At 63.7% G+C, this 26,464-nt stretch carries 26 protein-coding genes and 1 tRNA gene; 14 read left to right on the forward strand and 13 right to left on the reverse strand.

What is annotated here, in order from left to right; genetic code table 11:
- Positions 1–252, forward strand: a 252-nt coding sequence (locus VF515_20275) for a hypothetical protein (GenBank protein HEX7409962.1), incomplete at its 5' end; no start/stop codon positions are given.
- Positions 253–519: 267 nt separating this feature from the next.
- Positions 520–1,800 (forward strand): tyrosine-type recombinase/integrase, encoded by a 1,281-nt coding sequence (locus VF515_20280; protein HEX7409963.1) that lies wholly within the window; start codon positions 520–522, stop codon positions 1,798–1,800.
- Positions 1,801–1,815: 15 nt separating this feature from the next.
- On the opposite strand, the gene VF515_20285 is transcribed toward VF515_20280, so the two are convergent.
- The 3 genes from VF515_20285 to VF515_20295 all read right to left on the reverse strand — a co-directional run bounded on the left by VF515_20285 (position 1,816) and on the right by VF515_20295 (position 3,219).
- A tRNA-Arg gene (locus tag VF515_20285) sits at positions 1,816–1,889 on the reverse strand.
- An 82-nt stretch (positions 1,890–1,971) separates the two neighbouring features.
- The gene (pgsA, locus tag VF515_20290) at positions 1,972–2,568 is read right to left on the reverse strand and encodes a CDP-diacylglycerol--glycerol-3-phosphate 3-phosphatidyltransferase (GenBank protein HEX7409964.1); all 597 of its coding nucleotides are present in this window, start codon (positions 2,566–2,568) and stop codon (positions 1,972–1,974) included.
- Positions 2,569–2,628: 60 nt separating this feature from the next.
- The gene (locus VF515_20295) at positions 2,629–3,219 is read right to left on the reverse strand and encodes a transglycosylase SLT domain-containing protein (GenBank protein HEX7409965.1); all 591 of its coding nucleotides are present in this window, start codon (positions 3,217–3,219) and stop codon (positions 2,629–2,631) included.
- Positions 3,220–3,341: 122 nt separating this feature from the next.
- On the opposite strand from VF515_20295, the gene nadB reads away from it, so the two are divergent.
- On the forward strand, positions 3,342–4,994 hold the full coding sequence (nadB, locus tag VF515_20300) for an L-aspartate oxidase (GenBank protein ID HEX7409966.1): 1,653 nt from the start codon (positions 3,342–3,344) through the stop codon (positions 4,992–4,994).
- 87 nt (positions 4,995–5,081) lie between these two features.
- On the opposite strand, the gene glyA is transcribed toward nadB, so the two are convergent.
- From glyA to lpxD, 7 genes are all read right to left on the reverse strand, one after another.
- Positions 5,082–6,332 carry a serine hydroxymethyltransferase gene (gene glyA / locus VF515_20305; protein ID HEX7409967.1) on the reverse strand — a complete coding sequence of 417 codons (1,251 nt, stop codon included), beginning with the start codon at positions 6,330–6,332 and terminating at the stop codon, positions 5,082–5,084.
- A gap of 61 nt (positions 6,333–6,393) precedes the next feature.
- Complete coding sequence (acpP, locus tag VF515_20310; protein ID HEX7409968.1) at positions 6,394–6,633, reverse strand: acyl carrier protein; 240 nt, start codon at positions 6,631–6,633, stop codon at positions 6,394–6,396.
- Between the two features lie 21 nt (positions 6,634–6,654).
- Entirely contained in the window at positions 6,655–7,404 is a 750-nt protein-coding gene (fabG, locus tag VF515_20315; GenBank protein HEX7409969.1) for a 3-oxoacyl-[acyl-carrier-protein] reductase, read from the reverse strand.
- On the reverse strand, positions 7,401–8,336 hold the full coding sequence (gene fabD, locus VF515_20320; protein ID HEX7409970.1) for an ACP S-malonyltransferase: 936 nt from the start codon (positions 8,334–8,336) through the stop codon (positions 7,401–7,403). The genes fabG and fabD overlap by 4 nt, the downstream gene beginning before the upstream one ends.
- A gap of 21 nt (positions 8,337–8,357) precedes the next feature.
- Positions 8,358–8,540 carry a 50S ribosomal protein L32 gene (gene rpmF / locus VF515_20325; GenBank protein ID HEX7409971.1) on the reverse strand — a complete coding sequence of 61 codons (183 nt, stop codon included), beginning with the start codon at positions 8,538–8,540 and terminating at the stop codon, positions 8,358–8,360.
- A 254-nt stretch (positions 8,541–8,794) separates the two neighbouring features.
- Complete coding sequence (locus VF515_20330; GenBank protein HEX7409972.1) at positions 8,795–9,325, reverse strand: DUF177 domain-containing protein; 531 nt, start codon at positions 9,323–9,325, stop codon at positions 8,795–8,797.
- 56 nt (positions 9,326–9,381) lie between these two features.
- Complete coding sequence (gene lpxD / locus VF515_20335; protein ID HEX7409973.1) at positions 9,382–10,446, reverse strand: UDP-3-O-(3-hydroxymyristoyl)glucosamine N-acyltransferase; 1,065 nt, start codon at positions 10,444–10,446, stop codon at positions 9,382–9,384.
- Between the two features lie 154 nt (positions 10,447–10,600).
- Between lpxD and hisI the strand changes: the two genes are divergently transcribed.
- From hisI to VF515_20350, 3 genes are read left to right on the forward strand one after another with little or no spacing between them, the layout of a single operon-like run.
- Complete coding sequence (gene hisI / locus VF515_20340; GenBank protein ID HEX7409974.1) at positions 10,601–10,981, forward strand: phosphoribosyl-AMP cyclohydrolase; 381 nt, start codon at positions 10,601–10,603, stop codon at positions 10,979–10,981.
- 48 nt (positions 10,982–11,029) lie between these two features.
- Positions 11,030–11,920 (forward strand): ATP phosphoribosyltransferase, encoded by an 891-nt coding sequence (gene hisG, locus VF515_20345; GenBank protein HEX7409975.1) that lies wholly within the window; start codon positions 11,030–11,032, stop codon positions 11,918–11,920.
- A gap of 4 nt (positions 11,921–11,924) precedes the next feature.
- Positions 11,925–12,266 carry a peptidoglycan-binding domain-containing protein gene (locus tag VF515_20350; protein ID HEX7409976.1) on the forward strand — a complete coding sequence of 114 codons (342 nt, stop codon included), beginning with the start codon at positions 11,925–11,927 and terminating at the stop codon, positions 12,264–12,266.
- Positions 12,267–12,330: 64 nt separating this feature from the next.
- On the opposite strand, the gene serS is transcribed toward VF515_20350, so the two are convergent.
- Both serS and VF515_20360 read right to left on the reverse strand, forming a co-directional pair.
- Complete coding sequence (gene serS / locus VF515_20355) at positions 12,331–13,623, reverse strand: serine--tRNA ligase (protein ID HEX7409977.1); 1,293 nt, start codon at positions 13,621–13,623, stop codon at positions 12,331–12,333.
- A gap of 81 nt (positions 13,624–13,704) precedes the next feature.
- Positions 13,705–14,466, reverse strand: a complete 762-nt coding sequence (locus tag VF515_20360; GenBank protein ID HEX7409978.1) for an MBL fold metallo-hydrolase — start codon at positions 14,464–14,466, stop codon at positions 13,705–13,707.
- Between the two features lie 421 nt (positions 14,467–14,887).
- Here VF515_20360 and VF515_20365 point away from each other — a divergent pair, with 421 nt between their 5' ends.
- On the forward strand, positions 14,888–16,852 hold the full coding sequence (locus VF515_20365; GenBank protein HEX7409979.1) for a PAS domain S-box protein: 1,965 nt from the start codon (positions 14,888–14,890) through the stop codon (positions 16,850–16,852).
- A 39-nt stretch (positions 16,853–16,891) separates the two neighbouring features.
- Here VF515_20365 and VF515_20370 read toward each other — a convergent pair whose 3' ends face one another.
- Positions 16,892–17,257: a YraN family protein gene (locus VF515_20370; protein HEX7409980.1), complete on the reverse strand. Its 366-nt coding sequence runs from the start codon at positions 17,255–17,257 to the stop codon at positions 16,892–16,894.
- A 214-nt stretch (positions 17,258–17,471) separates the two neighbouring features.
- Here VF515_20370 and gatC point away from each other — a divergent pair, with 214 nt between their 5' ends.
- The 7 genes from gatC to argC all read left to right on the forward strand — a co-directional run.
- Entirely contained in the window at positions 17,472–17,759 is a 288-nt protein-coding gene (gene gatC / locus VF515_20375) for an Asp-tRNA(Asn)/Glu-tRNA(Gln) amidotransferase subunit GatC (GenBank protein ID HEX7409981.1), read from the forward strand.
- Between the two features lie 40 nt (positions 17,760–17,799).
- Positions 17,800–19,257 (forward strand): Asp-tRNA(Asn)/Glu-tRNA(Gln) amidotransferase subunit GatA, encoded by a 1,458-nt coding sequence (gatA, locus tag VF515_20380; protein HEX7409982.1) that lies wholly within the window; start codon positions 17,800–17,802, stop codon positions 19,255–19,257.
- A gap of 78 nt (positions 19,258–19,335) precedes the next feature.
- Positions 19,336–20,781 carry an Asp-tRNA(Asn)/Glu-tRNA(Gln) amidotransferase subunit GatB gene (gatB, locus tag VF515_20385; protein HEX7409983.1) on the forward strand — a complete coding sequence of 482 codons (1,446 nt, stop codon included), beginning with the start codon at positions 19,336–19,338 and terminating at the stop codon, positions 20,779–20,781.
- A 3-nt stretch (positions 20,782–20,784) separates the two neighbouring features.
- Positions 20,785–22,773, forward strand: a complete 1,989-nt coding sequence (locus tag VF515_20390) for a M1 family metallopeptidase (protein ID HEX7409984.1) — start codon at positions 20,785–20,787, stop codon at positions 22,771–22,773.
- A 3-nt stretch (positions 22,774–22,776) separates the two neighbouring features.
- Positions 22,777–23,634 carry a hypothetical protein gene (locus VF515_20395; GenBank protein ID HEX7409985.1) on the forward strand — a complete coding sequence of 286 codons (858 nt, stop codon included), beginning with the start codon at positions 22,777–22,779 and terminating at the stop codon, positions 23,632–23,634.
- Positions 23,635–23,952: 318 nt separating this feature from the next.
- Positions 23,953–25,395, forward strand: coding sequence for a hypothetical protein (locus tag VF515_20400; GenBank protein ID HEX7409986.1), 1,443 nt, complete (start codon positions 23,953–23,955; stop codon positions 25,393–25,395).
- Between the two features lie 71 nt (positions 25,396–25,466).
- On the forward strand, positions 25,467–26,464 hold a 998-nt coding region (argC, locus tag VF515_20405), incomplete at its 3' end, for an N-acetyl-gamma-glutamyl-phosphate reductase (GenBank protein HEX7409987.1).

The following is a 26,464-nucleotide window of genomic DNA, read 5'->3' on the forward strand; positions in this document are numbered from 1 at the left end:
AACGAGCACCGGAGTAAGGCGCTCCTCGAAGCCGCCGGGTATGCGGTCACGCGCGCTGGCGCCAGTCTCGGCGTGTGGGATTTGATCGGCATCTCAGCAGCCGACGTGGCGCTGGTGCAGGTGAAGACGCGCGACTGGCCGGGCACAGCGGAGATGGAAACGCTGGCAGGGTTCCCGGTGCCGGTGAACTGCAAGCGGCTGGTGCATCGCTGGCGGGACCGGCAACGGGTGCCGGACGTGCGGCAGCTGTGAGCGCCGGAATTCACGGAACGGCGGGGTCAGCCGCCGCACCCCCTCAGTGCGTTGTTCACTAAGGCAAGCGCACTTGCGTTTGGACGGTGTTACTCATATGGCCGGCGGAATCGCCAACCTGGAAGGTAACCACGTACGTGCCGCCGCGGGGGACATGCGAAGCGTGCGGCGGGCACTTCGAGCCCGAGCAGCTGTGCATCGTGCGCGGCGCCTGGCTGTGCCTGAAATGCGCTGGGCAGCACGCCGACAAGAAAGGAGCGTGACGACATGGGCGTGAAGGTTCGACAGAAGGTGAAGGATGGTCCGTGGTGGGTGTTCGTGGCACACCGCGGCAAGCGCAAGAGCAAGCTGGTCGGCGAGCACAAGGCTGCGAACCAGCTGGCGAAGGAACTCCGCCAGGCGCTGGCAGCCGGTGATTTCGGATTGCTCCAAGAGCCGGCGCCGGCCGCCGGTCCGACCTTCACGGAGTACGCCGAGCAGTTCTTGAACAAAACGGAGCCCCGCGTCGATGATCCGACGCACGGATTGAAGAGGTCGACCTGGAACGACTACAGCCTATGTATCCACAAGCGACTCGCGCCGATCCTGGGCGCGCGGCCGATGGTGGACATCCGCCGGCGCGACGTGAAGGATCTCGCCGTTGCGCTCCAGCAGCAGGGGCTCTCGCCCGTCAACGCGCGCAAGCATCTTCGGGTGCTCTCCTCGATCCTGAGCGAGGCGGTAGATGACGAGTTGATTCCGGCGAACCCGGCGGCGGCGCTCCACAAGCAGCGGCGTTCAAAGCAGAAGGTCATACGCAAGGCGATTAGCCCGCTGTCCGAACAGGAGCTGGCGGCCCTGCTCGAGACGGCGCAGACGTACAGCAAACAGCGGGGCGCAAAGGCGGTTTACCCGTTCCGGGAGCATTACCCGTTTCTTCTGCTGCTGGCGCACACCGGCATGCGTCTGGGTGAGGCGATCGCGTTGCAGTGGGGCGACGTCGATTGGCGGGGCCGGTTCATCGAAGTGCGCCGGTCATCGGTGCAAGGTGAACTCTCGGTGCCGAAGAACGGCAAGGCTCGCCGCGTGGATCTCTCCGACGCGCTCTATGGCGTGCTGCGGGAGCGGTTCGCGTTGCGCTTCGAAAAGGTGCGGGCGCTGGACCCTGAGGCCGACGCGGAACTAGAAGCGGAGCGTGCGGCCGGCCTGGATGCGTGGATCTTCCCGGACACAACCGGCGGCATCATGAACGTCGGCAACCTCCGGCGGCGGGTGTTCCATCCGCTGCTGGTTACGGCGAAGCTCCGCAAGGTCCGCATTCACGATCTCCGGCACACGTACGCGAGCCTCCTGTTTCAGAAGGGCGCGGCACTCCACTACGTGCAGCAGCAGCTCGGGCACCACAGCCCGGCATTCACGCTCACCGTATACATGCACCTGATGCCGGGTGACCATCAGCGCTTCGTCAATCTGCTTGGCGCTCCTGCACCCGCCTGCACCCCAGCTGCACCCGCAACCGATAACGCCGACGCTGCCGAAACACCGGAGAAGAAAAAAGCTGTTGCGTGACAAGGGGATGAAGAGTGCGCCCTGGGTGATTCGAACACCCGACCTCTTGATTCGTAGTCAAGCGCTCTATCCAACTGAGCTAAGGGCGCGTGCGGGAGTCCGCCGAAGGTCCTTGGGATTACCACGCTTCGCTTATGGGCACAAGGCAGTATGGGCAGTATGGGCGCGGTGCTAGCGCGCGCTGCGGCGAATGAGCTGCCGGATGACTCGGACGTGATAGTCGATGCCGGACCACAGGCCGATGACGAGCGAGATCCAGAGGAAGTACATTCCGGCCAGGTGAAAATCGATACCGACGAATTTGTAGTGCAGCAGCAAGCCGTGCAGGGCGAACATCTGGAACACCATCTTGTACTTGCCCAACTCCTCGGCGCCGAGCACCACTCCCTGGCCGAGAGCAACCGCACGCAGGCCGGTGACCGCAATTTCGCGGCCAATGATCACCACGATCATCCATGCCGGTACGTTCGGGGTGCGCTCCATGCCAGCCAGCATGATGAGCGCTGCGGCCACGATGAGTTTGTCCGCCAACGGGTCGAGCAGCTTACCGAGGGTCGTGCTGATACCCCAGCGGCGTGCCAGGTAGCCGTCAAAGAAGTCGGAGAGGCACCCCAGAAAAAACGTCGCGGCCGCCAGGAGGCTGGCGACGCGTCCCGGGCTCGCCAGGATGACGACCAGCACTGGGATGAGGAGAATGCGAAAGAAGGTAAGGAAGTTCGGAAGATTGGCAACGCGGGGGATGGGACCAGTGCCGCGCGTGGCTGACATTATGTCGATGCCTTAAGGAAAGGGCGCGATGGCGAGTCGAGACGCCGCCGCAGCGCGTGCCTATTGTTCGCGGAGGTAGGAATCGCGAAAACGCATGACGCGGGCCAGATACTCCCACGTCTCGGGAAACGGCGGAACACCGCCGTGCGCGTCGACAGCCTTCTCCCCGGCGTTGTAGGCCGCCAGGGCAAGACGCAGATTGCCGCCGTAGCGGTCGAGGAGGTAGCGCAGGTGAACAACGCCACCCTCGACGTTGTCGCGCGGCTCAAACGTACGCCAGACGTTGTGCTGGCGGGCCGTCGCCGGCATCAGTTGCATGAGACCCTGCGCACCCTTCGGGGAAACCGCGCGCGGAGCGAAATCGGATTCGGCCCGTATAACGGCCTTCACCAGGGCCGCATCGACCTGATGACGCCGCGCCGCGTCGCGAATGATGCTGTCGAATGCCTGGCGCCGGGCGCCGCCAGTGGCACCAAACCCGCCGCGGCCGTAAGTGTTCCAGCTCCCGACGCTGGGGAGGTAATACTGGTATTGCGGCTCGGTGGGCGCATTAGAGAAGTGGAGACCGCCACGTGTGTCTTTGTACATGTAGATGTCGGCGCGCGCCGGCTGCGCCAAGGCAACTGCAAAAAGACCAGCCAATAGTGGCATCTGCCAAGCGCGCATTGTCCGCAGGGTAATGCTTTACGCGGGCCATTTCAACTGATATTTCGCCACACCGGATTTTTCCAGCTTGGCACCGGCAAGCCTGCCTGTGCTAAAGGATCTAGATAATGGATACGGACTTCCTGGTCATCGGCAGCGGACTCGCCGGCCTGACATTCGCCCTCAAGGCAGCACAAATCGGTTCGGTGACCGTCGTCACCAAGGACCGCCTGCCCGAGAGCGCGACCGAGTACGCCCAAGGCGGTATCGCTTCCGTGTGGAGCCCCGAGGACTCATTCGAGGAACACAGCCGGGATACGATGGTTGCCGGAGCCGGGCTGTGTCACCCGGATATCGTGGACCTGGTCATACGCGACGGCCCCGATCGCATTCGCGAGCTGATTGCGCTGGGCACGAACTTCTCGCTGCGGCCCGGCACTGAGGACGGCGAGTACGACCTCGGCCGCGAGGGCGGCCATAGCCACCGACGTATCCTGCATGCCGTCGACGCCACCGGCAGCGAGATCATGCGCGCCCTGGTCGAGGCGGTGCGGCGGGAACCCAACATCGTGGTGCTCGAACGACACCTCGCCGTAGACTTCCTCATCGATGCGAAGTTCGACCCGTCCGTCCGCCGGCCGTCATGCTGGGGAGCCTACGTATTCGACCTCGACGCCGCGCTGGTCAAACGGTTTCAGGCGCGCGCCACACTGCTGGCCACCGGGGGGACCGGCAAAGTGTACCTCTACACCAGCAACCCCGATATCGCGACCGGCGACGGCGTGGCCATGGCCTACCGCGCCGGCGTGCCGATCGGAAACATGGAGTTCATCCAGTTCCATCCCACCTGCCTGTACCATCCGCAAGCCAAATCCTTCCTGATCAGTGAGGCCATGCGGGGCGAAGGGGCCATCTTGCGCCGGCCGGACGGCGATACGTTTATGTCCCGCTACCACGCCGATGCGGAGCTGGCGCCGCGCGACATCGTCGCCCGGGCAATCGACAGCGAAATGAAAGTGCACGGTTTCGAGCACGTGTACCTGGATATCACTCACCGTCAGCCAGCCTTCATCCGCGAACGCTTTCCGCACATCTATGAACGCTGTCTGGTCTACGGCATCGACATCACCGTACAGCCAATCCCCGTCGTGCCCGCGGCGCACTATTGCTGCGGCGGCACGGTTACGGACGCCAACGGCGCCACCAGCATCCACCGCCTGTTTGCCGCCGGCGAGGTGGCCATGACGGGCTTGCATGGGGCCAACCGTCTGGCGTCGAATTCGCTCCTGGAAGCATTGGTCTTCGGGCATCGGGCCTCGGTGACAGCGCGCCATCTGGTGCGCCAAGACCATCAGGCAATGCCGGCGCTGCCGGAATGGAATCCCGGCCGCGCTGTCGACAGCGATGAGTCGGTGGTGGTGACGCAGAATTGGGACGAGATCCGCCGCCTGATGTGGAACTACGTCGGCATCGTGCGCTCCAATCGCCGTCTGGCCCGCGCCTTGAAGCGCATCTCGCTGCTACAGGAGGAGATCCGCGACTACTACTGGGATTTTTTGATCACCGGGGATCTCATCGAGCTACGCAACATCGCCGTGGTGGCGGAGCTGATCATCAAGTCCGCCATCACGCGCCGGGAGAGCCGCGGCTTGCACTACAACATCAACTACCCGTCTCGGGACGACCGCAACTGGGCCCACGATACGATCGTGCCGCCGGGGCAGGTATTTCAACTCGATGAGGAATTCCAGGAGTCGCTGAAGAAGACTGGAAATCGGTAGCGTCAACCGCTCTGGCGTACGACGGCAGTGCTGCCCGGCGGGGGAAACCCAACTCCGATCCTCCGCCTCGGCTGCGGCCCGCGGGGCTTACTGCGGAAAAGGGCTTTGCCCGATCGGGAACTTGCGGCAGAGCGCGATCACGTCGTCCGCAATCGACGCCAGTGCGGCGTCGTTGCCGACTGATTGCAGTGCCCGGAAGATGAGGTCGGCGATCGCCTCCATTTCCGGTTCTTTCATGCCGCGCGTGGTCACGGCCGGCGTGCCGATGCGGACACCGCTGGTGACGAAGGGCGAACGGGTTTCGAAGGGCACGGTGTTCTTGTTCACCGTGATATGGGCGCGGTCGAGCGTCTCCTCGGCGACCTTTCCGGTGAGTTCGCTCTGGCGCAGGTCGACCAACATCAGGTGATTGTCAGTGCCGCCCGATACCAGACGAAAGCCTTTGGCGATCAACGCCGAGGCCAGCGCTTTGGCATTGCTGACGATCTGTTGCTGATACGCCTTGAATCCGGGGGAGAGCGCCTCCTTGAAGGCGACCGCCTTGGCGGCGATGACGTGCATCAGCGGACCGCCCTGGTTGCCCGGGAATACAGACGAGTTGAGGCTCTTGGCGTAGGCTTGGCGGCACATGACCATGCCGCCGCGCGGCCCGCGCAACGTCTTGTGCGTGGTGGTAGTGACGAACTCCGCATGGGGCACCGGCGAGGGATGGATCCCGGCGGCGATCAACCCAGCGAAATGCGCGATGTCGACCATCAACACGGCGCCGATTTCGTCGGCCACCCGACGGAAGGGGAGAAAATCGATCGCACGCGGATAGGCGCTGTACCCAACCACGATCATCTTGGGCCGGTGCTGCCGCGCCAACTCCGCCACGGCGTCGTAATCGATACGCTCATCCGACCGCCGCACCCCGTAGGGCACGACGCGGAAGAACTTGCCGGAGAAGTTGACCGGGCTGCCGTGGGTCAGATGGCCGCCGTGCGCCAGATCCATGCTGAGGATGGTGTCACCGGGCGTCAGGTAAGAGAAATAGACGGCCATATTTGCCTGCGAGCCGGAATGCGGCTGCACGTTGACGTGATCGGCCCCGAACAGCTGCTTGGCGCGATCGATCGCCAGCTGCTCCGCCACATCTACAAACTCACAGCCGCCGTAGTAGCGCCGGCCCGGGTACCCCTCGGCGTACTTGTTGGTGAGTATGGAACCTTGCGCTTCCAGGACGGCGCGGCTGACCACGTTCTCGGAGGCGATGAGCTCCAGGTTGTGTTCCTGTCGATCGGCCTCGCTGCACAGAACACGGTAAATCTCCGGGTCGACGCGCTCGAGTTCGGTCATGCGATGGGGATTCCTCTTGCCAGCAGACGCGGGGCGGACGGTGCTCACGCCGACTGCCTGGCTATTGCTTGTGGCTTTCGATGTAATTGACCACGTCTTGGACGGTGCGGATCTTCTCGGCCTCTTCGTCCGAAATTTCCATGTCGTACTCTTCCTCGAGCGCCATGACCAACTCGACGATGTCGAGCGAGTCGGCGCCAAGATCCTCGATGAAGGATGCGTCCGGCGTCACCTCGTCCTCGCTGACGCCGAGCTGCTCGCAAATGATCTCCTTCACTTTCGTTTCCACTGCTGATGGCATCCGTTACTTCCTCCCTCTCCCTTACATGTAGAGGCCACCGTTCACACCAATGACCTGTCCGGTGATATAGGCAGATTCGGGGCGTGCGAGAAAGAGCACTGCATCCGCTATCTCCTCCGCCGTTCCCAGGCGCCCCGCCGGAATCAGTCTCACATACTCTGTTCGCACCGCTTCAGGCAAGTTCGCCGTCATCTCGGTTTCGATAAAGCCCGGCGCGACGGCGTTGACGGTAATGTTCCGCCCGGCCAGCTCCCGCGCCATGGATTTGGTGAAGCCGACTATCCCGGCCTTGGCGGCGGCGTAAGCTGCCTGGCCGGCATTTCCCATGCTGCCGATAATGGAGCCCATGTTCACGATGCGGCCGTAGCGGGCGCGCACCATCGGCCGCACGGCCGCCTTGGTGCAATTGAAAGTCCCCTTGAGATTGACCGCCATGACCTGATCCCAGTCGGCCGGCTTCAGCCGGAGCAGCAGGGTGTCGACAGTCATGCCGGCATTGTTGACCAGAATATCGCACCGGCCAAGCCGGTCTACCAGGCTGGAAATCGCGGCGCTGACAACATCGGGGTCGGCGACGTCGAACGGCGCCAGCGTTGCCCGCCCACCCGCTTCTTCGATCAAGCGCGCCGTCTCCTCCGCCGCCGTGGCATTGCGCAGGAAGTTTACCGCCACGTGCGCCCCAGCGCCGGCGAGGTGGCGGGCCACCATGCGACCGATGCCGCGCGACGCGCCGGTGACCAGCGCGACCTGCCCTTGTAAGACGGCGTTCATGCGGCCTCGAGCAGGGTTCGTACGGATTCGAGGTCCTCGCCGGCAACGCAGCGGATATCCGGAGCAATCCGCCGCACCAGACTGCGGAGCACACGTCCCGGCCCGACTTCGATAGCCGTCCGGCAGCCCAGATGGGCAAGCTCCTCGACGCACTCCTGCCAACGCACCGGGCTGACCACTTGGCGCACAAGCAGGTCCTTCACTCGGCCGGCGTCGGTGCAGGCGCGCGCGTCGACATTGCTGATGACCGGGCAGTGCAGTGGGGAGACCGAGACCGGAGACAGCACCTGGCGCAGGCGTTCGGCCGCCGGAGCCATCAGGGCGCAGTGGAACGGCGCGCTGACGGCCATCGGAACGATGCGCTTGGCGCCGTTCTGCTGCGCCAAAGCGGCGGCACGCTCGACTGCCTCGCGGTGCCCCGCAATCACGATCTGGCCGCCGCCGTTGACGTTGGCGGGGCTCACCACCTGACCGTCGGCGGCCTCTTGGCAGATCGCCGTGAGGGTGGCGAGGTCCAATCCCAACACCGCGGCCATGCTCCCAACCCCCGGAGCCACGGCAGTTTGCATGGCGCGGCCGCGTTCCCGCACCACGCGCAAGGCATCGGCAAAGGTCAACGCACCGGCGGCGACCAGCGCGCTGAACTCTCCGAGGCTATGGCCGGCTGCCCAGCTGGGTGACAGCCGGAATTCCGTGGCGAGCACGCGCGCCAGCGCCCGGCTCGCAGTCAGCAGTGCGGGCTGGGTGTTGGCGGTGAGCGTCAGCTCATCCAGCGGACCTTCGAAGCACAGGCGCGAGATGGCGTACCCCAGCACATCGTCCGCTTCGGCAAACACCTGACGCGCAACCGGGAAGCGAGCGCACAGGTCCCTGCCCATTCCGACCGCTTGCGATCCTTGGCCGGGAAACAGAAAGGCAACTGCGACACCCATGCTGGCCCTGCGAGCCGTGCGCTATTCGCCTGCGACGGTGATGACCTTGCGGCCACGATAGGTGCCGCAATGCGGACAAGCCCGGTGCATGACGGTCGATTCGCCGCAATCAGGACAGGCGATGACGTTGGGCGCCACCAGCCCGTCGTGCGCGCGGCGCATGTTGCGTTTCGAGTGCGACGTCTTTCGTTTCGGAACGGCCATAGTGTACTCCTTTCTGCACGCCACCTGGGCGCGCGTCCTCTTCCCTCACATCTTCCCGCGGATGGTGCTCACTGCGGGTACCAAGGCGCAGCGTGCGCCGGAATGTATGCGCCTTTCGCCTTCACGGTCAAGCCAGTGCCTGGCGCATATGGCTGATAGCATATGGCATATGGTCAGAAACCATAAGCCATACGCCAGGGCTTGAGGCGAACGAAACTTGACTCACATTCAACGAGTTTCATCCCTCAAGCCCACTAGTGATTGACTTTCAGATTGCGGAGAATCGCCAGCCGGGGATCTTCAACCGAGGGCGTGCACTGGCAGGTCTGCAGGTTGAGGTTGGCCCCGCACTGCGGGCACAGACCCTTGCACGTGTCCTGGCAGAGCGGGCGCGTCGGCAGGGCCAGCAGCAGCTGCTCCCGAATCAGCGGTGAAAGATCGACTTCATCACCTTTGTAAAAGCTGAGATCGAGATCCTCCTCGTTCAACTCCCGCTCAGCCGGAAGGTCGGGCCGTGGAAGCAGCACGAGAGAAAACTCCTTTTCCAGCACGAAGGTGTACGCTTCCACGCAGCGAGCGCACTGCCCGACGACGTTACCGGTGATGCGGCCGTGGAAGAACAGTTCCTGGCCGGCGCGATAGTACTCCACCCGCACGGCAGCGGGGGCGGCAAAGGTATAATCCCGCACCGCTCCGTGGACGATGACCTCGTTCAGCGAGGCCGTCGGTTCGTCGTACGCCAGTTCCTTCGCGACCTCTTCGATTTGGTGGACGTTGAGTTTCACGCGAACGGCACTCCTCGGAGGAAGGGGCTGTAAGCTAGCTAAGCCACCCAACATCGTCAAGGCGACTTTCGCTTCGAGGCATGTCGGCGCGGCGCGGCCGGTGGGCTCGGCTGACTCACGGCGAGCGCCTTTTCGATCTGCCGCACGCGTCGAAACAGCTCCGGTAAGCGGGCCCATGCCGCCGACATGCGGCGCCACAGGTGGATGTCCACGGCCGGATACCCGCCGACCGTGGCGCCGGCGGGGACATCGTTGGGCACACCGCTTTGGGCCGCGATCTGGGCCCCATCTCCGATGGTGAGATGCCCGGCGGCACCGGCCTGTCCTCCGATGCGGACGAAGCGGCCGACACGCGTGCTGCCCGAGAGCCCGACCTGCGCCGCCAGGGCGCTGCCTTCACCGATGGAGCAGCCGTGCGCGATCATGACGAGGTTGTCCAGCTTTGCGCCCCGTCGGATGACGGTGGCGCCGACAGCGGCACGGTCCACCGTCGTGTTGGCGCCGATTTCCACGTCATCCTCGATCACCACCGTGCCAGCCTGGACAATCTTGCGCGCGGTTCCGTCGGCGCCCAGAACGTAGCCAAAGCCGTCGCTGCCGATGACGCAGCCGCTGTGCAGCGTGACGCGGTTGCCAAGCACCACCCGCTCACGCACGACGACGTGCGCATAGGCACGGAAGGCGTCACCGATGCGCGCCTGCGGGTAGACCACGACGTGCGCATCCAGCCTCACCTCGTCACCCACTACGACGTCGTCGCCTAGGACGCAGTATGGCCCGATGCTCGCATTGCGGCCGATACGCGCGCTCGACGGGATCACGGCCGTTGGGTGGATACCCACCGGCAGCGGCGGGGGGGTGTAGAAGAGCTCCAGCGCTTCGGCAAAGGCGCGATACGGGTCCGCGGCGCGTAGCGACGGTAGCCGTACGTCGCCCTCGTCGGCCGCCACGATGACGGCAGATGCGCGTGTGGTCTGCAGGTAGGGGCGATAGCGTGGGTTGGCCACGAACGTGAGTGTGCCGGGCTCTGCCTCCTCGATGGGGGCGAGGGCGTGAATGTCGATACTGCCATCACCCCGCAGCTCGCAGCCGATGCGTTCGGCGATCTCTGCCAGTTTCATCACGGTCCTCCGCCTTGGCGGCGACCTTAGCGAGGAAAGGCTGAGGCGGCAAACGTCATGCTCCGGGGTGCTTCCTCTGCACCGGGGCACGGCCGACGAACGTGGGATGCCGCACGTTGCGGCTGGGGCGATTCCTTGTTAGGAACTCGACCTCATGCAGGAACCAAATTTCGATAAGCGTGGCGGTTTGGTAACGGTCGTGACCCAAGACGCGGAGAGCGGCGAAGTCTTGATGGTAGCGTACATGAACCGCGAGGCGTGGGAGAAGACGCTGGTAACCGGGCAGGCTTGTTACTTCAGCACCTCGCGCCAGCAGCTGTGGCTCAAAGGTGAAAGCTCCGGCAACCTGCAGGACGTCAAAGAGATCCGCGTCGATTGTGATGCCGACGCCGTGCTGCTGAAAGTGCGCCAGCGGGGCGGGGCGGCCTGTCACGAGGGCTACAAGAGTTGTTTCTTCCGCCAGGCCGACCAGCAGGGCTGGCGCGTTGTGGCCGAGCGCGTGGTTGATCCGGATAAGCTGTATGGCAAGAAGTAGCACAGTAACACGCAAGTTCCCGCTCTCGACTGAAGACCGACTGTGCCCATGAACGTTCTCAAGCTCGGCGTGCCGAAAGGCAGCTTGCAAGACACCACCGTGGAGTTGTTCCGCAAGGCGGGATGGAAGATCAGCATCTCGGATCGCAGCTACTTCCCGACGATCGACGATGCCGCCATCCGCTGCTCGCTGGTGCGGGCGCAGGAAATGGCGCGTTACGTCGAGGATGGCAGCCTCGATGCCGGCTTGACCGGTCGCGACTGGATCCTCGAGAACGATTCCCGGGTCGAAGTCGTCTGCAACCTGGTCTACTCCAAGGCCAGCTTCCGCCCGACGCGCTGGGTGTTGGTGGTGCCGGAGGATTCACCGGTACAGAGGCCCGAAGACCTGCGGGGCAAGCGCATCGCCACGGAGCTGGTGAACTACACCAAGCGCTTCTTTGCCTCGAAGCAGGTGCCGGTCGATGTGGAGTTCTCCTGGGGCGCGACCGAAGCCAAAGCGGCGGGTGGCCTGGTGGATGCCATTGTCGAAGTGACGGAAACCGGGAGCACCATCCGCGCCAACCGGCTGCGCATCGTGTGCGACCTGTTCGAATCGACCCCGCAGCTCATCGCCAATTCAGTGGCCTGGCAAGACGCGTGGAAGCGGGAGAAGATCGAACAGATCAGCATCTTGTTGCAGGGGGCGTTGGCGGCGGAGAGCAAGGTCGGCATCAAGATGAACGTGCCGCGGGAGCATCTCCAGGCGGTCATAGCCATGATCCCGAGCTTGACGGCGCCCACGGTGTCACCACTCTTCCAAACCGGACAACTGCACGGGGTCGAGTGGTATGCGGTCGAGAGCGTCATTTCCGAGCTTGAGGTGCGGGAATTGGTCCCGCGCCTGATCCGACAGGGGGCCGTGGGCATCATCGAGTACCCCCTCAACAAGATTGTGTGAGGCCATGAGAACAACACTCCTAGTGCTAGCGTCTGTCCTGCTGCTGGTTGGATGTAACGGCCGGACGGCCGAGACCCGCGCGCGTGAAGCGGCGGAGAAGATCAAGGAATCCATTCCCGACGTCGAGGCCAAGGCCCTGGCGCAGAAGCTCACGCCCGAGGAAGTGAAGCAAGCCCAGGAGGCGCTCAAGAAGGTCAGCGAGTACCTGGGTGAAGCGGACGGTAAGCTCGATAGCGTGACGGTGAACTCGATCGAGGCCTTTCAGCGCGCCCACGGACTCCGGGCCGACGGCATCCTGGATGAGAAGACGCGTCGCACCTTGCAGAACGCCGCGCCGGTGGGCTGATCGCTCGTCGCATATCTCGGCGTTGCCGACTCAGGCGCTATCTGCGATCAGCGTACGCGCCGAGCTAGCTGCGTGGCGTGAGATGGTCGATACCGCCCATGTACGGGCGGAGGATCTCGGGGATGACGACGCTGCCATCGGCTTGCTGGTAGTTCTCCAGCACCGCGATCAGCACACGGGGCAGGGCCAGGCCCGAACCGTTGAGCGTGTGCACAAACTCCGGTTTCGCCCGCTGGGCGTTCGCCCGCGGCGACGGCCGGTAGCGGATGTTGGCGCGGCGGGCTTGGAAGTCGGTGCAGTTGCTGCACGAGCTGACTTCCAGCCATTCGTTGCAGCCGGGGGCCCACAGCTCGATGTCGTATTTCTTGACCGCGACGAATCCCAAATCACCGGTGCAGATGGAAATCACCCGGTACGGGATGCGCAGTTGGCGCGCCACGTCTTCGGCATGGCCGACGATCTGCTCCAGGGCCGCAGCCGATTGGCTGGGCTCCACGAGCTTGTACATTTCCACCTTGTCGAACTGGTGCCCGCGCTTGATGCCACGGACATCGCGGCCCGCCGACATCTTCTCGCGCCGGAAGCAGGCGGTGTAGGCAACGTACGAAAGGGGCAGGGCACTGACCTCGAGGATCTCGTCGCGATGCAGATTGGTGATCGGGATCTCCGCCGTACCGATCATCCACAAGTCGTCTTCGGCGTCGTGGTAGATGTTGTCGGCGAACTTCGGTAACTGCCCGGCGCCGTAGAGGCATTCCTTCTTGACCAGATACGGCGGGTAGATCTCGGTGTATCCGTGTTCGCGGATGTGAAGGTCGAGCATCCAGGTGATCAAGGCGCGCTGCAGCCGGGCCCCCGTGCCCTTCAGAACATAGAACCGCGATCCGGAGATCTTGACGCCCCGATCGAAGTCGAGGATGTCGAGGGCGGGACCGATCTCCCAGTGCGGGCGCGGGGTGAACTCGAACTGGCGCGGCTCGCCCTCGGCGCGCAACACCGTGTTGTCCCCGTCATCCCGGCCAACCGGCACGCTGGGATCGGGAAGGTTGGGGATCTCGAGCATCTGGCGCTCAAACTCGGCCGCGGCGGCGGCGAGGTCCTGTTCCAGCGCCGCAATGCGGTCTCCCACGGCGCGCATCTCGTTGACGAGCTGCGCCCGTGCCGTCGGGTCTTGTTTACCGATGGTGCGGGACACCTCGGCGCGCTGGGCACGGAGCGATTCGACTTCCGCAATGAGCCCACGTCGCCGCACATCGACCTGCAGGACGGTATCGACGGCAGTGGCCTCGAAGCCGACCTTGGCCAGCTCCGATTTTACGAACTCGGGACGCTCACGGATGAGACGGATGTCGAGCATGTGTGGGCGTTAGCACGCACCGCAGCCGGTCTCAAGGAATTCGAGTCGACGGCGTGTTTGGAGGACGGGAGTGTGTCCGGCTCAGGAGGCGCCTTCGGATTTGCTCAACAGCTCCCTGATCACTGCTGCCAGGTCCAGCATTGCCGCCCCGGCGTCGCCGCGGAAACTCGAGCCGTGCATCACGGCGAGAGTTCGTGGCTGCAAGGCGGCGAGCCGCCGGAGAGTGCTGTCGGTGTACGGGGTGTACGGCATGTCCTTCGCCAGCGGTCCCGCCAGGCCGGCAAAGATTGCCGCGCGGGCACGTCCGACGATTTCGGACTCGGTCACCGGCTCGGGATCGCCCGGCTGGAAGAACAGATCCGAGCAGAGCAGCGTCTGCTCGACCTCGTCAAAGAACAGACCTGCGTCCCAGCAGTGGGGGACATGCGGCGTGGAAAGAAAACGAAGGCGGTGCCGGCCGGTTGGCAGGACTTCGTCATCGGCCAGTGGGCGTGGGGCGCGGCTGGCGAAGTCGTTCACATTGACCATCGCGCCCACAAAGCTGCACACTGGCTGCGCGCGTGGTGCGATCGCGAGCCACTCGTTCAAGGCACCGCACTCGTCGGATTCAAAATGGCTGAATCCTATCCACCGAATCGTCGCGGGATCGATGATCGAGGCCACTCCCTCGAGGGTTGCCGGAAACATGTTCTTGAAGCCGGTATGCATCAGGAACGGCTCGGCATCCTTGATGAGGAATTGATTGAACTGGATTCCGAACGCGGGATGGAACGTCGAGATGCGAAAGGTGTCTCGGACGATTTCAGTTACTTTAGCACGCTCGGGCGACCGGCTGGCTACCATTGCCACTCGGCCTCGTCGAAGTGCGTCGCTGTAGGCGGATCAAGCAGTTGATCGCCAGCCTCCGCGCGCAGTTTCCGAGCGGCCTCTGCCCACCCCCGTCGGCTAGCTGGGCGCGCCGCAATAACAATGGTGTTTCCGCGAAGCTCCAGATCCACTTCGTCGGACAAACCCGCCGGCTCGATCAGCGGCTTGGGAAGCCGTATGTCCCGCGAATCTCCAATGCGTACGAGTCGGGTCTTCATGGCGGACTTACAATGGACGTACGCGGCGGTGCCTGTCAAGAATCCATCCAGCGCGACAAGGGGAGAATACTTGCCCCAGCCTGCCGCAGTGGGCTATGGGTGTCCCACCGCAGGCTGGTGTCGCGTCCATCTGGGAAATATCGGATCAGACCCGTCGTGCAAAACCGAAGGAGTTCAAGATGGCCGGCCCTGACAGTACAATCACCCCTCCCCCCATACGCACCCCGCTGCGGCTCCTCCTGGTGGAAGATTCCGATGCCGATGCCGAGCTAGTGGTCGAGGAGTTGCGGCGCGGCGGCTATGAGCCCACATGGGAGCGCGTCGATACCGCAACGGCGTTGACGGCGGCCCTGGCGCGGCAGCAATGGGAGGTCATCACCTGTGACTGGGTCATGCCCCGGTTCAGCGCCTCCGCCGCGCTGCAACTGATTCAGGAACAAGGTGTAGATGTCCCCATCATCATCGTTTCTGGCGAGGTGGGCGAGGAGGTCGCTGTCACCGCCATGAAGGCCGGTGCGTGCGACTACGTCGGCAAACACAAGCTGACGCGGCTCTGCCCCGCCATTGAACGGGAGCTGAAGGACGCGGAGGGGCGGCGGGCGCGTAAGGAAGCCGAGCAACGTCTGCGGGAGAGCGAGGCGGAACTTCGCCGGCTCATGACCTCGATCTCCGATTATCTGTGGAGCGCTGACGTCAACGCGAGGGGGCAGTGCCGCTATCGCTACTTCTCCCCGGTGGTGGAGAAGATCACCGGGCATCCGCCCGAGTTCTACCTCGACGGTCCGGAGCGATGGCTGGGAACGACTCACCCTGAGGACCGCCCTCGATTGGCGCACGCCACCAACAGGCTTCTGACCGGCCAGTCCGATCACGAGGAGGAAGAGTATCGCATCCTTCGGCCGGATGAGACAACGCGGTGGGTCCGGGACAGCGTGACGGTGACGCGGTTGGAGGAGGGGCGTTTCCGCCTGGATGGCGTGGTGAGTGACATTACGGAACGCAAGCGCGCCGAAGAGGCGTTGCGCGAGAGCGAAGAACGATTCCGTCGAGTGACCGAGAATGCCTACGATCTGATTGCCGGGTTGGATGGGCACGGGCAGCTCTTGTATGTCAGCCCCAGCTACAGGGATGTCTTGGGATACGATCCGAGCGAGCTGTGGGGCACCCTTTGCCTTGATCTCGTCCACCCGGATGACCGCAGCGTTGTCCTGGCAATGCAGGCGGCCTCGGCTGCGAACGCGGTCTTTCGCTTGCGGCACAAGAGTCAAGAGTGGCGGTGGTTCGAAGCGACCAGCAAGGACTTTTCGACAGCGAGCGGCGAGCGACACCAAGTCATCATCTCGAGAGACATCACGGAACGCCGACGCATCGAAGAGGCGCTGCGTGCCAGCGAGCAGAAGTATCGCGATTTGGTCGAAACGGCCCATGATGTCATCTGGTGCGTCGATGCCGCGGGACGCTTCACCTTCGTCAACCGCGCGGTCAGGGAGCAACTCGGCTATGAGCCGGAGGAGATAGTGGGACGCCCGTTCGCGGACTTCATCAGCGCCCGCCAGCGCGAGCGGGCCGTGGATCTCTTCACGCACGCTAAAGCAGGCTACAGCCGTTTGGGCTACGAGGTCGAGCTGCTGCGCAAGGACGGGGTGTCGGTCGTCGTCGACGTGAACGCCGTCGTTTTGCGCGACGAGTGCGGGAATGCCGTTGGCGCCAGCGGCACGTTTGTCGACGTCACCGACCGCAAGCGGGCAGAAGCGGTGCTGCGCCACAGTGAACAGCATTTTCGCTCGCTGATCGAAAACTCATTGGACCTGTTCTCGATTCTCGATGGCGATGGCACGATCCGCTACGCCAGCCTCTCCCAAGAACGGGCATCGGGATGGAAGCCGGAAGAATTCGTGGGCAAGAATGCTTCTGAGTTCGTTCATCCAGATGATTTGCCGAAGATGAAGCAGCTCTTGATCGAGGCCGTGCGCAATCGGAGGCACCCCGTGAGCGCGGAGTATCGCTGGCGGCATAAGGACGGTTCGTGGCGCATCGTTGAAAGCGCTGGTATCAACCTCTTGGACGATCCGGCGGTCGCGGGAATCCTGATGCAGACCCGCGACATCACCGAGCGCAAGCGGGCGGAACAGACGCTGTGTTAACCTCACTCCTGGCCCGTCGAATCCGATAGCCGAACGGCGTCAGTCCATCTCGAACGCGTTCTTCACGAGTTCGCAGCGCAGCTCACCCTCTTTCCACCAGACGCCGACTACGTCGAAGCGGGCATCGCGATTGTGGAGGTGGTTCTCGCTCAGGTAGTACTGCGCGGCACGCCGGATCTGGCGCTGCTTGCGTGGATCGACGGCTTCCAGCGGGCTGCCGAATCCGAGCTGGGTGCGCGTCTTCACTTCCACGAAGACGACGGTCCGGCGATCGAGGGCGATGAGATCGACTTCACCGGCACGGCAGCGGTAGTTGCGCAGCAGGATGGTGTAGCGCTGGCGCCGCAGGTACTTCTCCGCCGCGCGTTCGCCATCCGTCCCGAGCAGTTGCCGCTCGTGCGCCATCCGTTCTGGTGTCTATGATGCTGTATGTGCCAAGTCAACAGCTTATGGATACGACCAGTGAAACGGCAGTCGAAGGTGGAACGTTGAAAGCGCTGCGCCAGACTCAGGTTCACCGAAGACTCTGGCCTTCAGCTCGTCGCTTTTGCCTTTCTGCTCGGCTTGGAATGCTCTCCCTGGAATTGAAGCCACGCTGCCCTTGTGTTAAGCGCACTCCATGGCCATCAGCCGTGAGGTCGTTCGACGCATCGCGACGCTGGCTCGCTTGGAACTGGGCGAGGAGGACGAAGTTGCGTTCACCGAACATCTCGACCACATCCTGCAATACTTCAGCAAGCTGGATGGGCTGGACACGCAGAACGTCGAACCGACGGCCCACGTGGTGGACATGGCGGAGGCGTACCGCGACGACGTCGTCACCAATCCTCCGGCACCGGAAGCGCTGCGCGCCAATGCACCGGCACGCGACGGAGACTTCTTCAAGGTGCCTAAGATCATCGAGTAATCAGACTCCGCGGGGACACTTTGAGATCGGACGGTAACGCGTGGACCTGACTCGTCTCACCATTGAAGAAGCCGCCGCGTTGCTGGCAAAGAAAGAGATCAGCTCGGTGGAGCTGACGGGCGCGGCCGTGGAACGCATTCGCGCCACCGACACGGAGATACATTCGTTCCTCACGGTGACCGAAGACGTGGCGCTGGCGCAGGCGCAGGCCGCCGATGCGCGCCGGGCACGTGGCGAAACGGGTCCGCTGCTGGGCGTCCCGGTCGGCATCAAGGACGTGATCTTGACCAAGGGGATCCGGACGACGGCCGGGTCGAAAATCCTTGAACACTTTGTGGCACCGTATGACGCCACCGTCACGCGGAAGCTGCTGGACGCCGGCGCCGTGTGCGTCGGCAAGACCAACTGCGACGAGTTCGCCATGGGATCCTCGACGGAGAACTCGGGCTTCGTGGTCACGCGGAATCCCTGGGACCGGAGTCGTGTCCCGGGAGGCTCGTCGGGCGGGTCGGCGGCGGCCATTGCCGCCGCACAGTGTCAGGGAACGCTGGGCACCGATACCGGCGGCTCGGTCCGACAACCCGCTGCGTGCTGCGGCATCGTGGGTATGAAGCCAACATACGGCCGCGTCAGCCGGTACGGCGTTGTGGCGTACGCGTCGTCACTGGATCAAGTCGGGCCGATGGCACGCACCGTCACCGGGTGTGCGCACCTCCTCGCCGCCATCGCCGGACATGACCCGCACGACTCGACCTCGGTGCCGCGGCCCGTGCCTGACTATGTCAGCCTCCTGGCTGGCAGCATCAAGGGGCTGCGCGTCGGCATCCCGCGAGAGTATTTCGTCGAAGGGATGCAGGCCGACGTCGACCAGGCCGTCCGCAGCGCCGTCCGTGTCCTGGAAAGGCTCGGGGCGCAGGTCAGCGAGGTGTCGCTGCCGCACACCGAGTACGCCGTTCCGACGTACTATTTGATCGCCACCGCCGAGGCCAGCTCAAACTTGGCGCGTTACGACGGCATCAGGTATGGCCTGCGGCTTGGCGAGCAGGAGGCGCTGCTCAAGATGTATCAGCGTACGCGGGCCGGTGGCTTCGGCACCGAGGTAAAGCGCCGCATCATGTTGGGGACCTACGCGCTGTCAGCGGGGTATTACGATGCGTACTATCTCAAGGCGCAGAAGGTGCGGACGCTGATCCGGCGCGACTTCGAGCAAGTGTTCAGCACGCAAGACGTCATCGTCACCCCAACGGCGCCGACCACCGCCTTTCGGATCGGAGAAAAGACGAGCGATCCCTTGCAGATGTACCTGTCGGATATCTTCACCATCTCCATCAACCTGGCCGGGCTGCCGGGCCTGTCGCTGCCGTGCGGTTTCGACCGCAACGGCCTGCCCATCGGCTTGCAGGTCGTCGGACGGCCATTCGAAGAGGAGAAGGTCTTCCAGGCCGCCTATGCCTACGAGCAGGCGACAGAGTGGCATGAAAAGACAGTCGATGAATGATAAGTCGATAGTCAATAGTGAAGAATCGTGCAGGAACTATTACCTGCAAGCCATAAGCCATAAGTTATAAGCTGTACTATGTCATCCTACGAAACGATCATCGGATTGGAGGTGCATGCGGAGCTGCTGACGCAGTCGAAAGTCTTCTGCGCCTGCTCCACGCAGTTCGGTGCACCGCCGAACCAGAATACCTGTCCGGTATGCTTGGCCATGCCCGGAGCCCTGCCGGTGCTCAATCGCCGCGTCGTCGAGTTTGGCATCCGCGCCGGGCTCGCGGCCAACTGTCAGATTGCGAGCCACAGCCGCTGGGCGCGCAAGAACTACTTCTATCCCGACCTGCCCAAGGGCTACCAGATCAGCCAGTACGAGCTGCCGCTGTGTCTCAACGGCTTCATTGATATCGAGGACAACGGCGAATCCAAACGGGTGCGGCTGACGCGCATTCACATGGAAGAGGACACCGGCAAGAATATCCACGATGCCCACGGGGACGCCAGCTTGGTCGACTTCAACCGCTGCGGGGTACCGCTGCTGGAGATCGTCAGCGAGCCCGAGATCCGCTCGCCGCAAGAGGCCAGTGCGTATCTCCGCAAGCTGCGCGCCATCCTGCAGTACCTGGAGATCTGCGACGGCAACATGGAAGAGGGCAGCTTCCGTTGCGACGCCAACGTCTCCATCCGCCCCCGCGGCTCGACCCCATTGGGTACGAAAGTGGAGATCAAGAACATGAACTCCTTCCGTGCCGTGGAGCGCGCCATAGAGTACGAGATCAAGCGGCAAACCGAGGTGCTCGGCGGGGGAGGACGCCTGGTGCAGGAAACGCGGCTGTGGGACCCGGACCGCGAGCTGACCCGGTCCATGCGCTCGAAAGAGTCTGCCGACGACTACCGTTACTTCCCCGAGCCCGATCTGTTGCCGCTGCTGGTCAGTGACGCGTGGATTGAAGAGGTGCGGCGACACCTGCCGGAGCTTCCGGACGCGCGGCGCCAGCGCGTTGTGCGGGAGTACGGTCTCCCCGAGTACGACGCGTTGGTGCTGACGCTGCGCAAGGACGTCGCCGACTACTACGAGGCGGCGGTGCGCCAGTACCGCAATCCAAAGGCGCTGAGCAACTGGGTCATGGGCGACCTCCTCCGCATCATCAGGGAGCGCAAGCTGGACAACGCATTGGTCATTCATGACTGGCCCGTACCGCCGGAGCGGCTGGCGGCCATGGTGGAGCTCATCGACAGCGGTGAGATCAGCGGCAAGATCGCCAAGGCGGTGTTCGACGAAATGGTGAACACCGGCAAGACCGCGGTACAGATCGTGGCGGAGCAAGGCCTGACGCAGATCTCCGACGAAGGTCCCATCCTCAACGCTATCGATAGCGTCATCGCCGCCCACGCCGACAAGGTCGCCCAGTACCGCAGCGGCAAGGACAAGCTGTTTGGATTTTTCGTCGGCCAAGTGATGAAGGCGACGCAGGGAAAAGCCAATCCGCAGAAAGTCAACGACCTGTTACGGGAGAAACTCGACAGGTAAAGGATGCCCGATCCCGATTCAGGGACAGCCGATCATCGCCGCCCGAGAGTTCGGCTGCGACGTGGGCCGGCATGGGCAGTCGCGGTCGTTGGCGTCGCCGTCAGTCTGGCCGTCGGTCTCCCGGGCCACGTGGCTCATGCTGAGGCGTTGTCCCCGCGCATCGCCAACTACAAGATCGAGGCGCAGTACGACGCCGAGACGCACACCGTCACCGGCCGCGAGATTCTGACTTGGCACAACACCACGCTCGAGGCCGCAGCCGATCTGTACTTCCATCTCTACCTCAACGCTTTCGCCAATAACCGCTCTTCCTTCGTGCGTGAGGCCGGGGAGATGTGGGTGGATTGGTTGAAACTCCATCCGCACGGATGGGGCTACATCGAGGTCAAGGCGCTGCGCATCGGTGGCGCAGATGTCGTGAACCGCATGCGCTTCGTGCATCCGGACGACGATAACATCAACGACCGCACCGTCGTTCGGGTGCCGCTCGAGCGGCCGGTGCCTCCGGGTGAGACGGTAGAGGTTGAGGTGGAGTTCGTCGCCAAACTACCGAAGCTTGTCGCGCGCTCGGGCTACGCGGGGCCGTTTGCCTTCGTAGCGCAGTGGTTTCCAAAAATCGGCGTGTACAGGGATGGCCAGTGGAACTGCCACCAGTATCATCTCACCACCGAATTCTTCGCCGACTTCGGCGCCTACGATGTGAGCCTCACTGTCCCACGCCATGCCGTAGTCGGGGCGACGGGTGTGTTGCGGGAGTCGCACGAGGACGGCGCCAGCAAGACGCTGCGTTTCGTTGCGGAGGACGTGCACGATTTTGCCTGGACCATCGATCCCCGCTTCCAGGTGATTGAAAGGACGCTGGGTGATACGGCTATTCGCCTGCTCGTGCAGCCGAGGCATCTGGCTCAGGCGGATCGCTACCTGCAAGCAGCGCGGTCTGCGCTCGACTGGTACCAGCGATGGCTCGGACGATATCCCTACTCACAGCTGACCCTTGTCGATCCCGGGCCGGGCGGCGGCGGTGCGGGCGGGATGGAGTACCCGACGCTGATCACCCTGGGCACTGCGTGGTGGATGCCGCAACGGGTCCGCCTCCCGGAGTTCATCACCGTGCACGAGTTCGGACACCAATACTGGTACGGCATGGTGGCAAACAACGAGGCGGAGGAGGCCTGGCTGGACGAGGGGATCAATTCGTACGTCGAGGGACGCATCATGGATACGGTCTACGGTCCCGGGAGTTACCTCGACCTCTTCGGATTGCGCTTCGACAGTTCGGCCATGCGTCGGCTGCAATACGTGCGAGCAGCACAGCACGACCCGGTGACGCGGCGGGCGTGGGAGTTCCTCGATCGGTCCAGCTATGGCGCCATTTCCTACAGCAAGACGGCCCTGATGCTTGACACCTTAGCGGTATATGTCGGTGACGAAGGGCTGCGCCAGGCGCTGGCGGCGTACTTCCAACGCTGGCGGTTTCGACATCCACGCGGCGAAGATTTCGTTGCGAGCATGAATGAAAGCCTCGGCCAGGATCTCAGCTGGTACTTTGATCAGGTGCTGCCCGGCACCGGCGTGGTCGATTATGCCGTAACGCAGGTCAACGCCGAGGAGTTGCACGCACCCGCCGGCTACACCGTTTCGGGCGCAGAGATTGGAGAGGAAGTGCTGCCGCAGGAGCCCCAGGGGAAGCAATACCACAACGAGGTCGTGGTGGAGCGCCTGGGATCAGTCTCTCTGCCGGTCGAGGTGCACATAACATTCGACGATGGGGGCGTAACCAAAGAGCATTGGGATGGGCGCGACCGCTGGAAACGCTTCGAGTACACCGGCAAACAGCGGGTCGAGTGGGCGGCGGTGGACGCGCTCCCACTGGACGTGAATGTCGTGAACAACTCCCGCATGCGTGCCGGGGGCACCCGTGGCCTGGTGCGGATCGCCGGGCGCTGGGGCTTTTGGTTCCAGAATCTGATGTACTTTCTTACGGGACTATAAGCGATGGGCCGCGCGTATCTGTCGGGCTTTCGCGCCGCGCTGCGCCGTTGGCCGGTGGTGCTGGTTCTCTTTCTGGCAGGCCTGGCCTCTGGGCTGGGCTTTACCGCCGTCACCTGGTCGTGGCTGTCGCGGTCGCTCGATAAGTCATTCGCGACCCGGTCGCTGCTCACGGATTTGGACATTCGGGTATTTACCGACTTGCTTGTTCATCATGGCGAGAGTCTGCAGATGCTACTCGTTGCAGGAATGATTCTGCTGGCATTCTTCGTACCGCTCGGGGTGTGGTTGAACGCCGTCGCGGTCACCACGGTCGGTGAGGAGACCTCCCTGTCTGAATGTTTGGCCCGAAGCTTTCGCGCCTACCCAAGCTACATCGGTTTGTGGGCCCTGATGAGCGCCCTCTACGTGGCGACGGTGATGACGCTTTTCGTGGTAGGCCGAGGGCTCACACGGTGGGCGGCAGAAAGCCCTTCTGAGATGACGGCCTATTGGATCGTTGGGGCGTGCGGGCTGGCCGGCGTGGCCGTGGGCCTCTTCTTGGCCACGGTTCACGACCACGCTCGCATCCGCATCGCCACCAAGGGTGTTGGTCCCCTGCGTGCCTTCGGATGGGCCGTTGGCTTCGTCGGCCGCAGGGAAGGGCAGGCGCTGCCGCTGGTGCTGCTGCTCTTGATCACCAGCTTGATGATCTGGGTGGTGTACCGCAGCGTCGGCCTGCTGATAGCGACAGACTCGGCGTCGGGTGTGGCGCTGTCGTTGTTGTGGGGCGAACTGCTGTTGCTGGTGCGCATGTTTCTTCGCGTGTGGTGGTTTGCCGCGGAGACGTACCTGCAGCAGGTGAGGGAGAGAGCGGCGTACTAAGGGCAATGCCAGCGAGTTGAGGCTGGTCCACCCCAGCGGGCGCCGTTCGATACGGCCGCTGAGAAGATGCGGCCTACTCAGGGCGAGCGGTATCATTTTCTTATGGAAACAGGCTTTCCCCCCCCGCTCACCCTGAGAGTAGGCGCCATCTCTTCCGGCGCCGTATCGAAGGGTGCCCGCCTGGCAGGAAGCCGCTTCACTCACTGGTGATTGGTACTGAGGGGGAGGGCGGCACCGGCCACTGGGGTCGATGTTCGCCGCGGTTAGCTTCGCCGCATTGTCGTTGCATAATGGCACTGGATACTGGAGAATGTTGTGATGTCCGCGGTTCACACTCGACGTTCCATGAAGCCATTTGCCACGGCGGGGGTGGTCGCCTGCCTGCTCGCTGTGGCAGGGGCCACATTCGCTGGCCCGGTGCCGAACATCCTTCTGCGCTCGTTTGCCTTTCCGGTCTCCTTCGGCAGCGGCTTGGCCGGCGATTTAGTGGTCCCGGCTGGCAGCTCCAGCAAACTGAGGTTCGACTCAGGGAAAGTGGCCATCGGTGAGTTGCCGGGGCCCATGGCGGAGCGGCCCAGCCCACGTCGCCGTGGCCGGAGCGGGCAGCGATTCAGCTGGCCACCGAGTGCGGGACCGCATGCCCGTTTGCTTCTCAACGGCGTGGTCGATGCAGAGGGAAGCCTGGTTACCAACAGCGGCAATCAGTTGGTGATCGATGCGGCCGTCTCACCCAGCACCGGCGCATCCAGTCCGCCGCCGTTTGTCTTTTCGTTCGATATCAATGGTGGTGTGACGTTCCTTGATGTGCCTGTGCCCTTGGAACAACGGCCTGACGTGCCCGTACGGGTGCAGATCCTGGGCATCACGTTGCTCGATCCGGACGGGCAGCCCTTCGCCGTGTTGGGCTTCGAATTGCCGCCACGTCCGCCGACGCCGGTGGCATCCTTGACGCCGACGCCAATCACGACGCCGGTGGCCGAAGGGCAGTGCTTCCGGGCAGCTAACTGCACCGGCCGCACATTCCCGGCATCCCAAGAGAACTGCTGTCGTTTGCTCGGCCACCCGGGGCGCGGTGTCATGGGAGTGGGCTCGTGGTGCCCGCCCGACCAGTTTGACCCGTCGACCGGGCAGTGCGCTGCCAACGCGTGCATCCCCTGCGAACCGAGTGGTCCAACGCCCACGCCAGCGCCTGGGCCGTGCGCGAATCTGACCACCTGCGGGGGACCGTGCCTGCTGACCTGTGCGGACGGCACCACGGTTGCGGGCCAGTGCGCTGCAGATCAAAGCGGCAGTTGCGGATGCTCGGCCGTGTGCGCGGCACCGACGCCCTGTGGCATCGGCGAATGCTTCGACACCATGATGTTCCGCTGTACCGGGCAGCCGTGTGACAGCAGTCTGCGTTGTCCGCTGCCGAATCAGTTCTGCGACGTGAGCGGCCGCCGCTGTCCGTGCCAACCACCCCCACCGCTGCCCCATGGTCACATCTGCTGCCAGTGTAAGGATCGGGTCCCGGCGTGCTTCGATTTCTCCTTCGTCGAGGTACAGCCGATTTGCCCGCCGGGGTGCGAAACCTTTCTCGGGCAGGAGTGCGACGCCGCCGCCGATGCCTGCGTGCCGCTGGCGCCGTGCACCTCGGACAAGGACTGCGACGACGGCAACCCCTGCACGATCGATGGCTGCACCGCCAGCGGCTGCGCCCACGATTGTGTGTGCGTCGGGCCGGGGGCGTGCGGTCCGGGCCCCGGCCTGAGGCCACACTAAGCGCTGCGTTCCGAGAGTCTTTCCCCCTGCGCACGTTCCCGCTAAGGTCACTCCAGCGAGGAGGAGATTCTGTGGCGGCAAAGAAGATCGCGGTGGGAATTGTCGGCGGCTCCGGGTACTCCGGTGGTGAACTGTTGCGGCTGCTGCTCGGGCATCCGCAGGCCGAGATCGCCTGGGTGACGTCCCGCGGTGACAAGCACCTCGAAACCATCCACCGCAATCTTCTGGGGTCCGGCCTGCGCTTCATCAGAGAGGAAGAAGCTTCGCCTTGCGACGTAGTGTTTCTCTGCATGCCGTCGCGCCAGTCGATGACCCGTGCCGAACACTACCTGGGGCAGGGGAGCAAGGTGATCGATCTCGGTTCCGATTTCCGGCTCAAGGACCCGGCGCTGTTCGAGCGTGTATATCGGGCGAAGCACACCAGTTGGGAGCTGGTCCGGCAGGCGCCATACGGCGCCACCGAGCTGCATCGTGCCGCCATTCGTTCGGCTCGTCTCGTCGCCAATCCGGGGTGCTTTGCCTACACCACCATCCTGGGTCTCGCGCCACTGGTGCGGGAAGGATGGATCGATCTCGATCGGATCATCGTCGACGCCCTGTCGGGAACGTCCGGGGCTGGGGCGGAGCCCAGCGTTCCCACGCATCACAGCGAGATCGGTGCTTCCACCTTTCCGTACAACGCCGTCGATCACCGGCACACGTACGAGATGGAGCAGGAGCTCACCGGTGTGGCGCGCGCCAAAGTCACCATTCACTTCACGCCGTACTACGCACCTTTCTCACGCGGTATCCTGGCGAGCTGTCACGGGTTCCTGAACCGCACGGTCTCGCGCAACGATGTGCTGGCGCTGTATCGTGACTTCTACCGCGGCGAGTACTTCGTGCGCCTCATTGATGTGGAAAAGGACCCAAAGGTAAGCTGGCAGTACCTGGCGTACCCGAGCGTCGCGTCCGTGGCCGGCTCCAACTTCGTGCAGATCGGGGCGGACGTCGATGAGCAGCGGGGTAGGGTGGTGGTCTTCTCGGTTCTCGACAACCTCGGCAAAGGCGCCGCCGGTTCAGCCATTCA

This window comes from Candidatus Binatia bacterium, from assembly GCA_036382395.1.
GTDB lineage: Bacteria > Desulfobacterota > Binatia > HRBIN30 > HRBIN30 > JAGDMS01.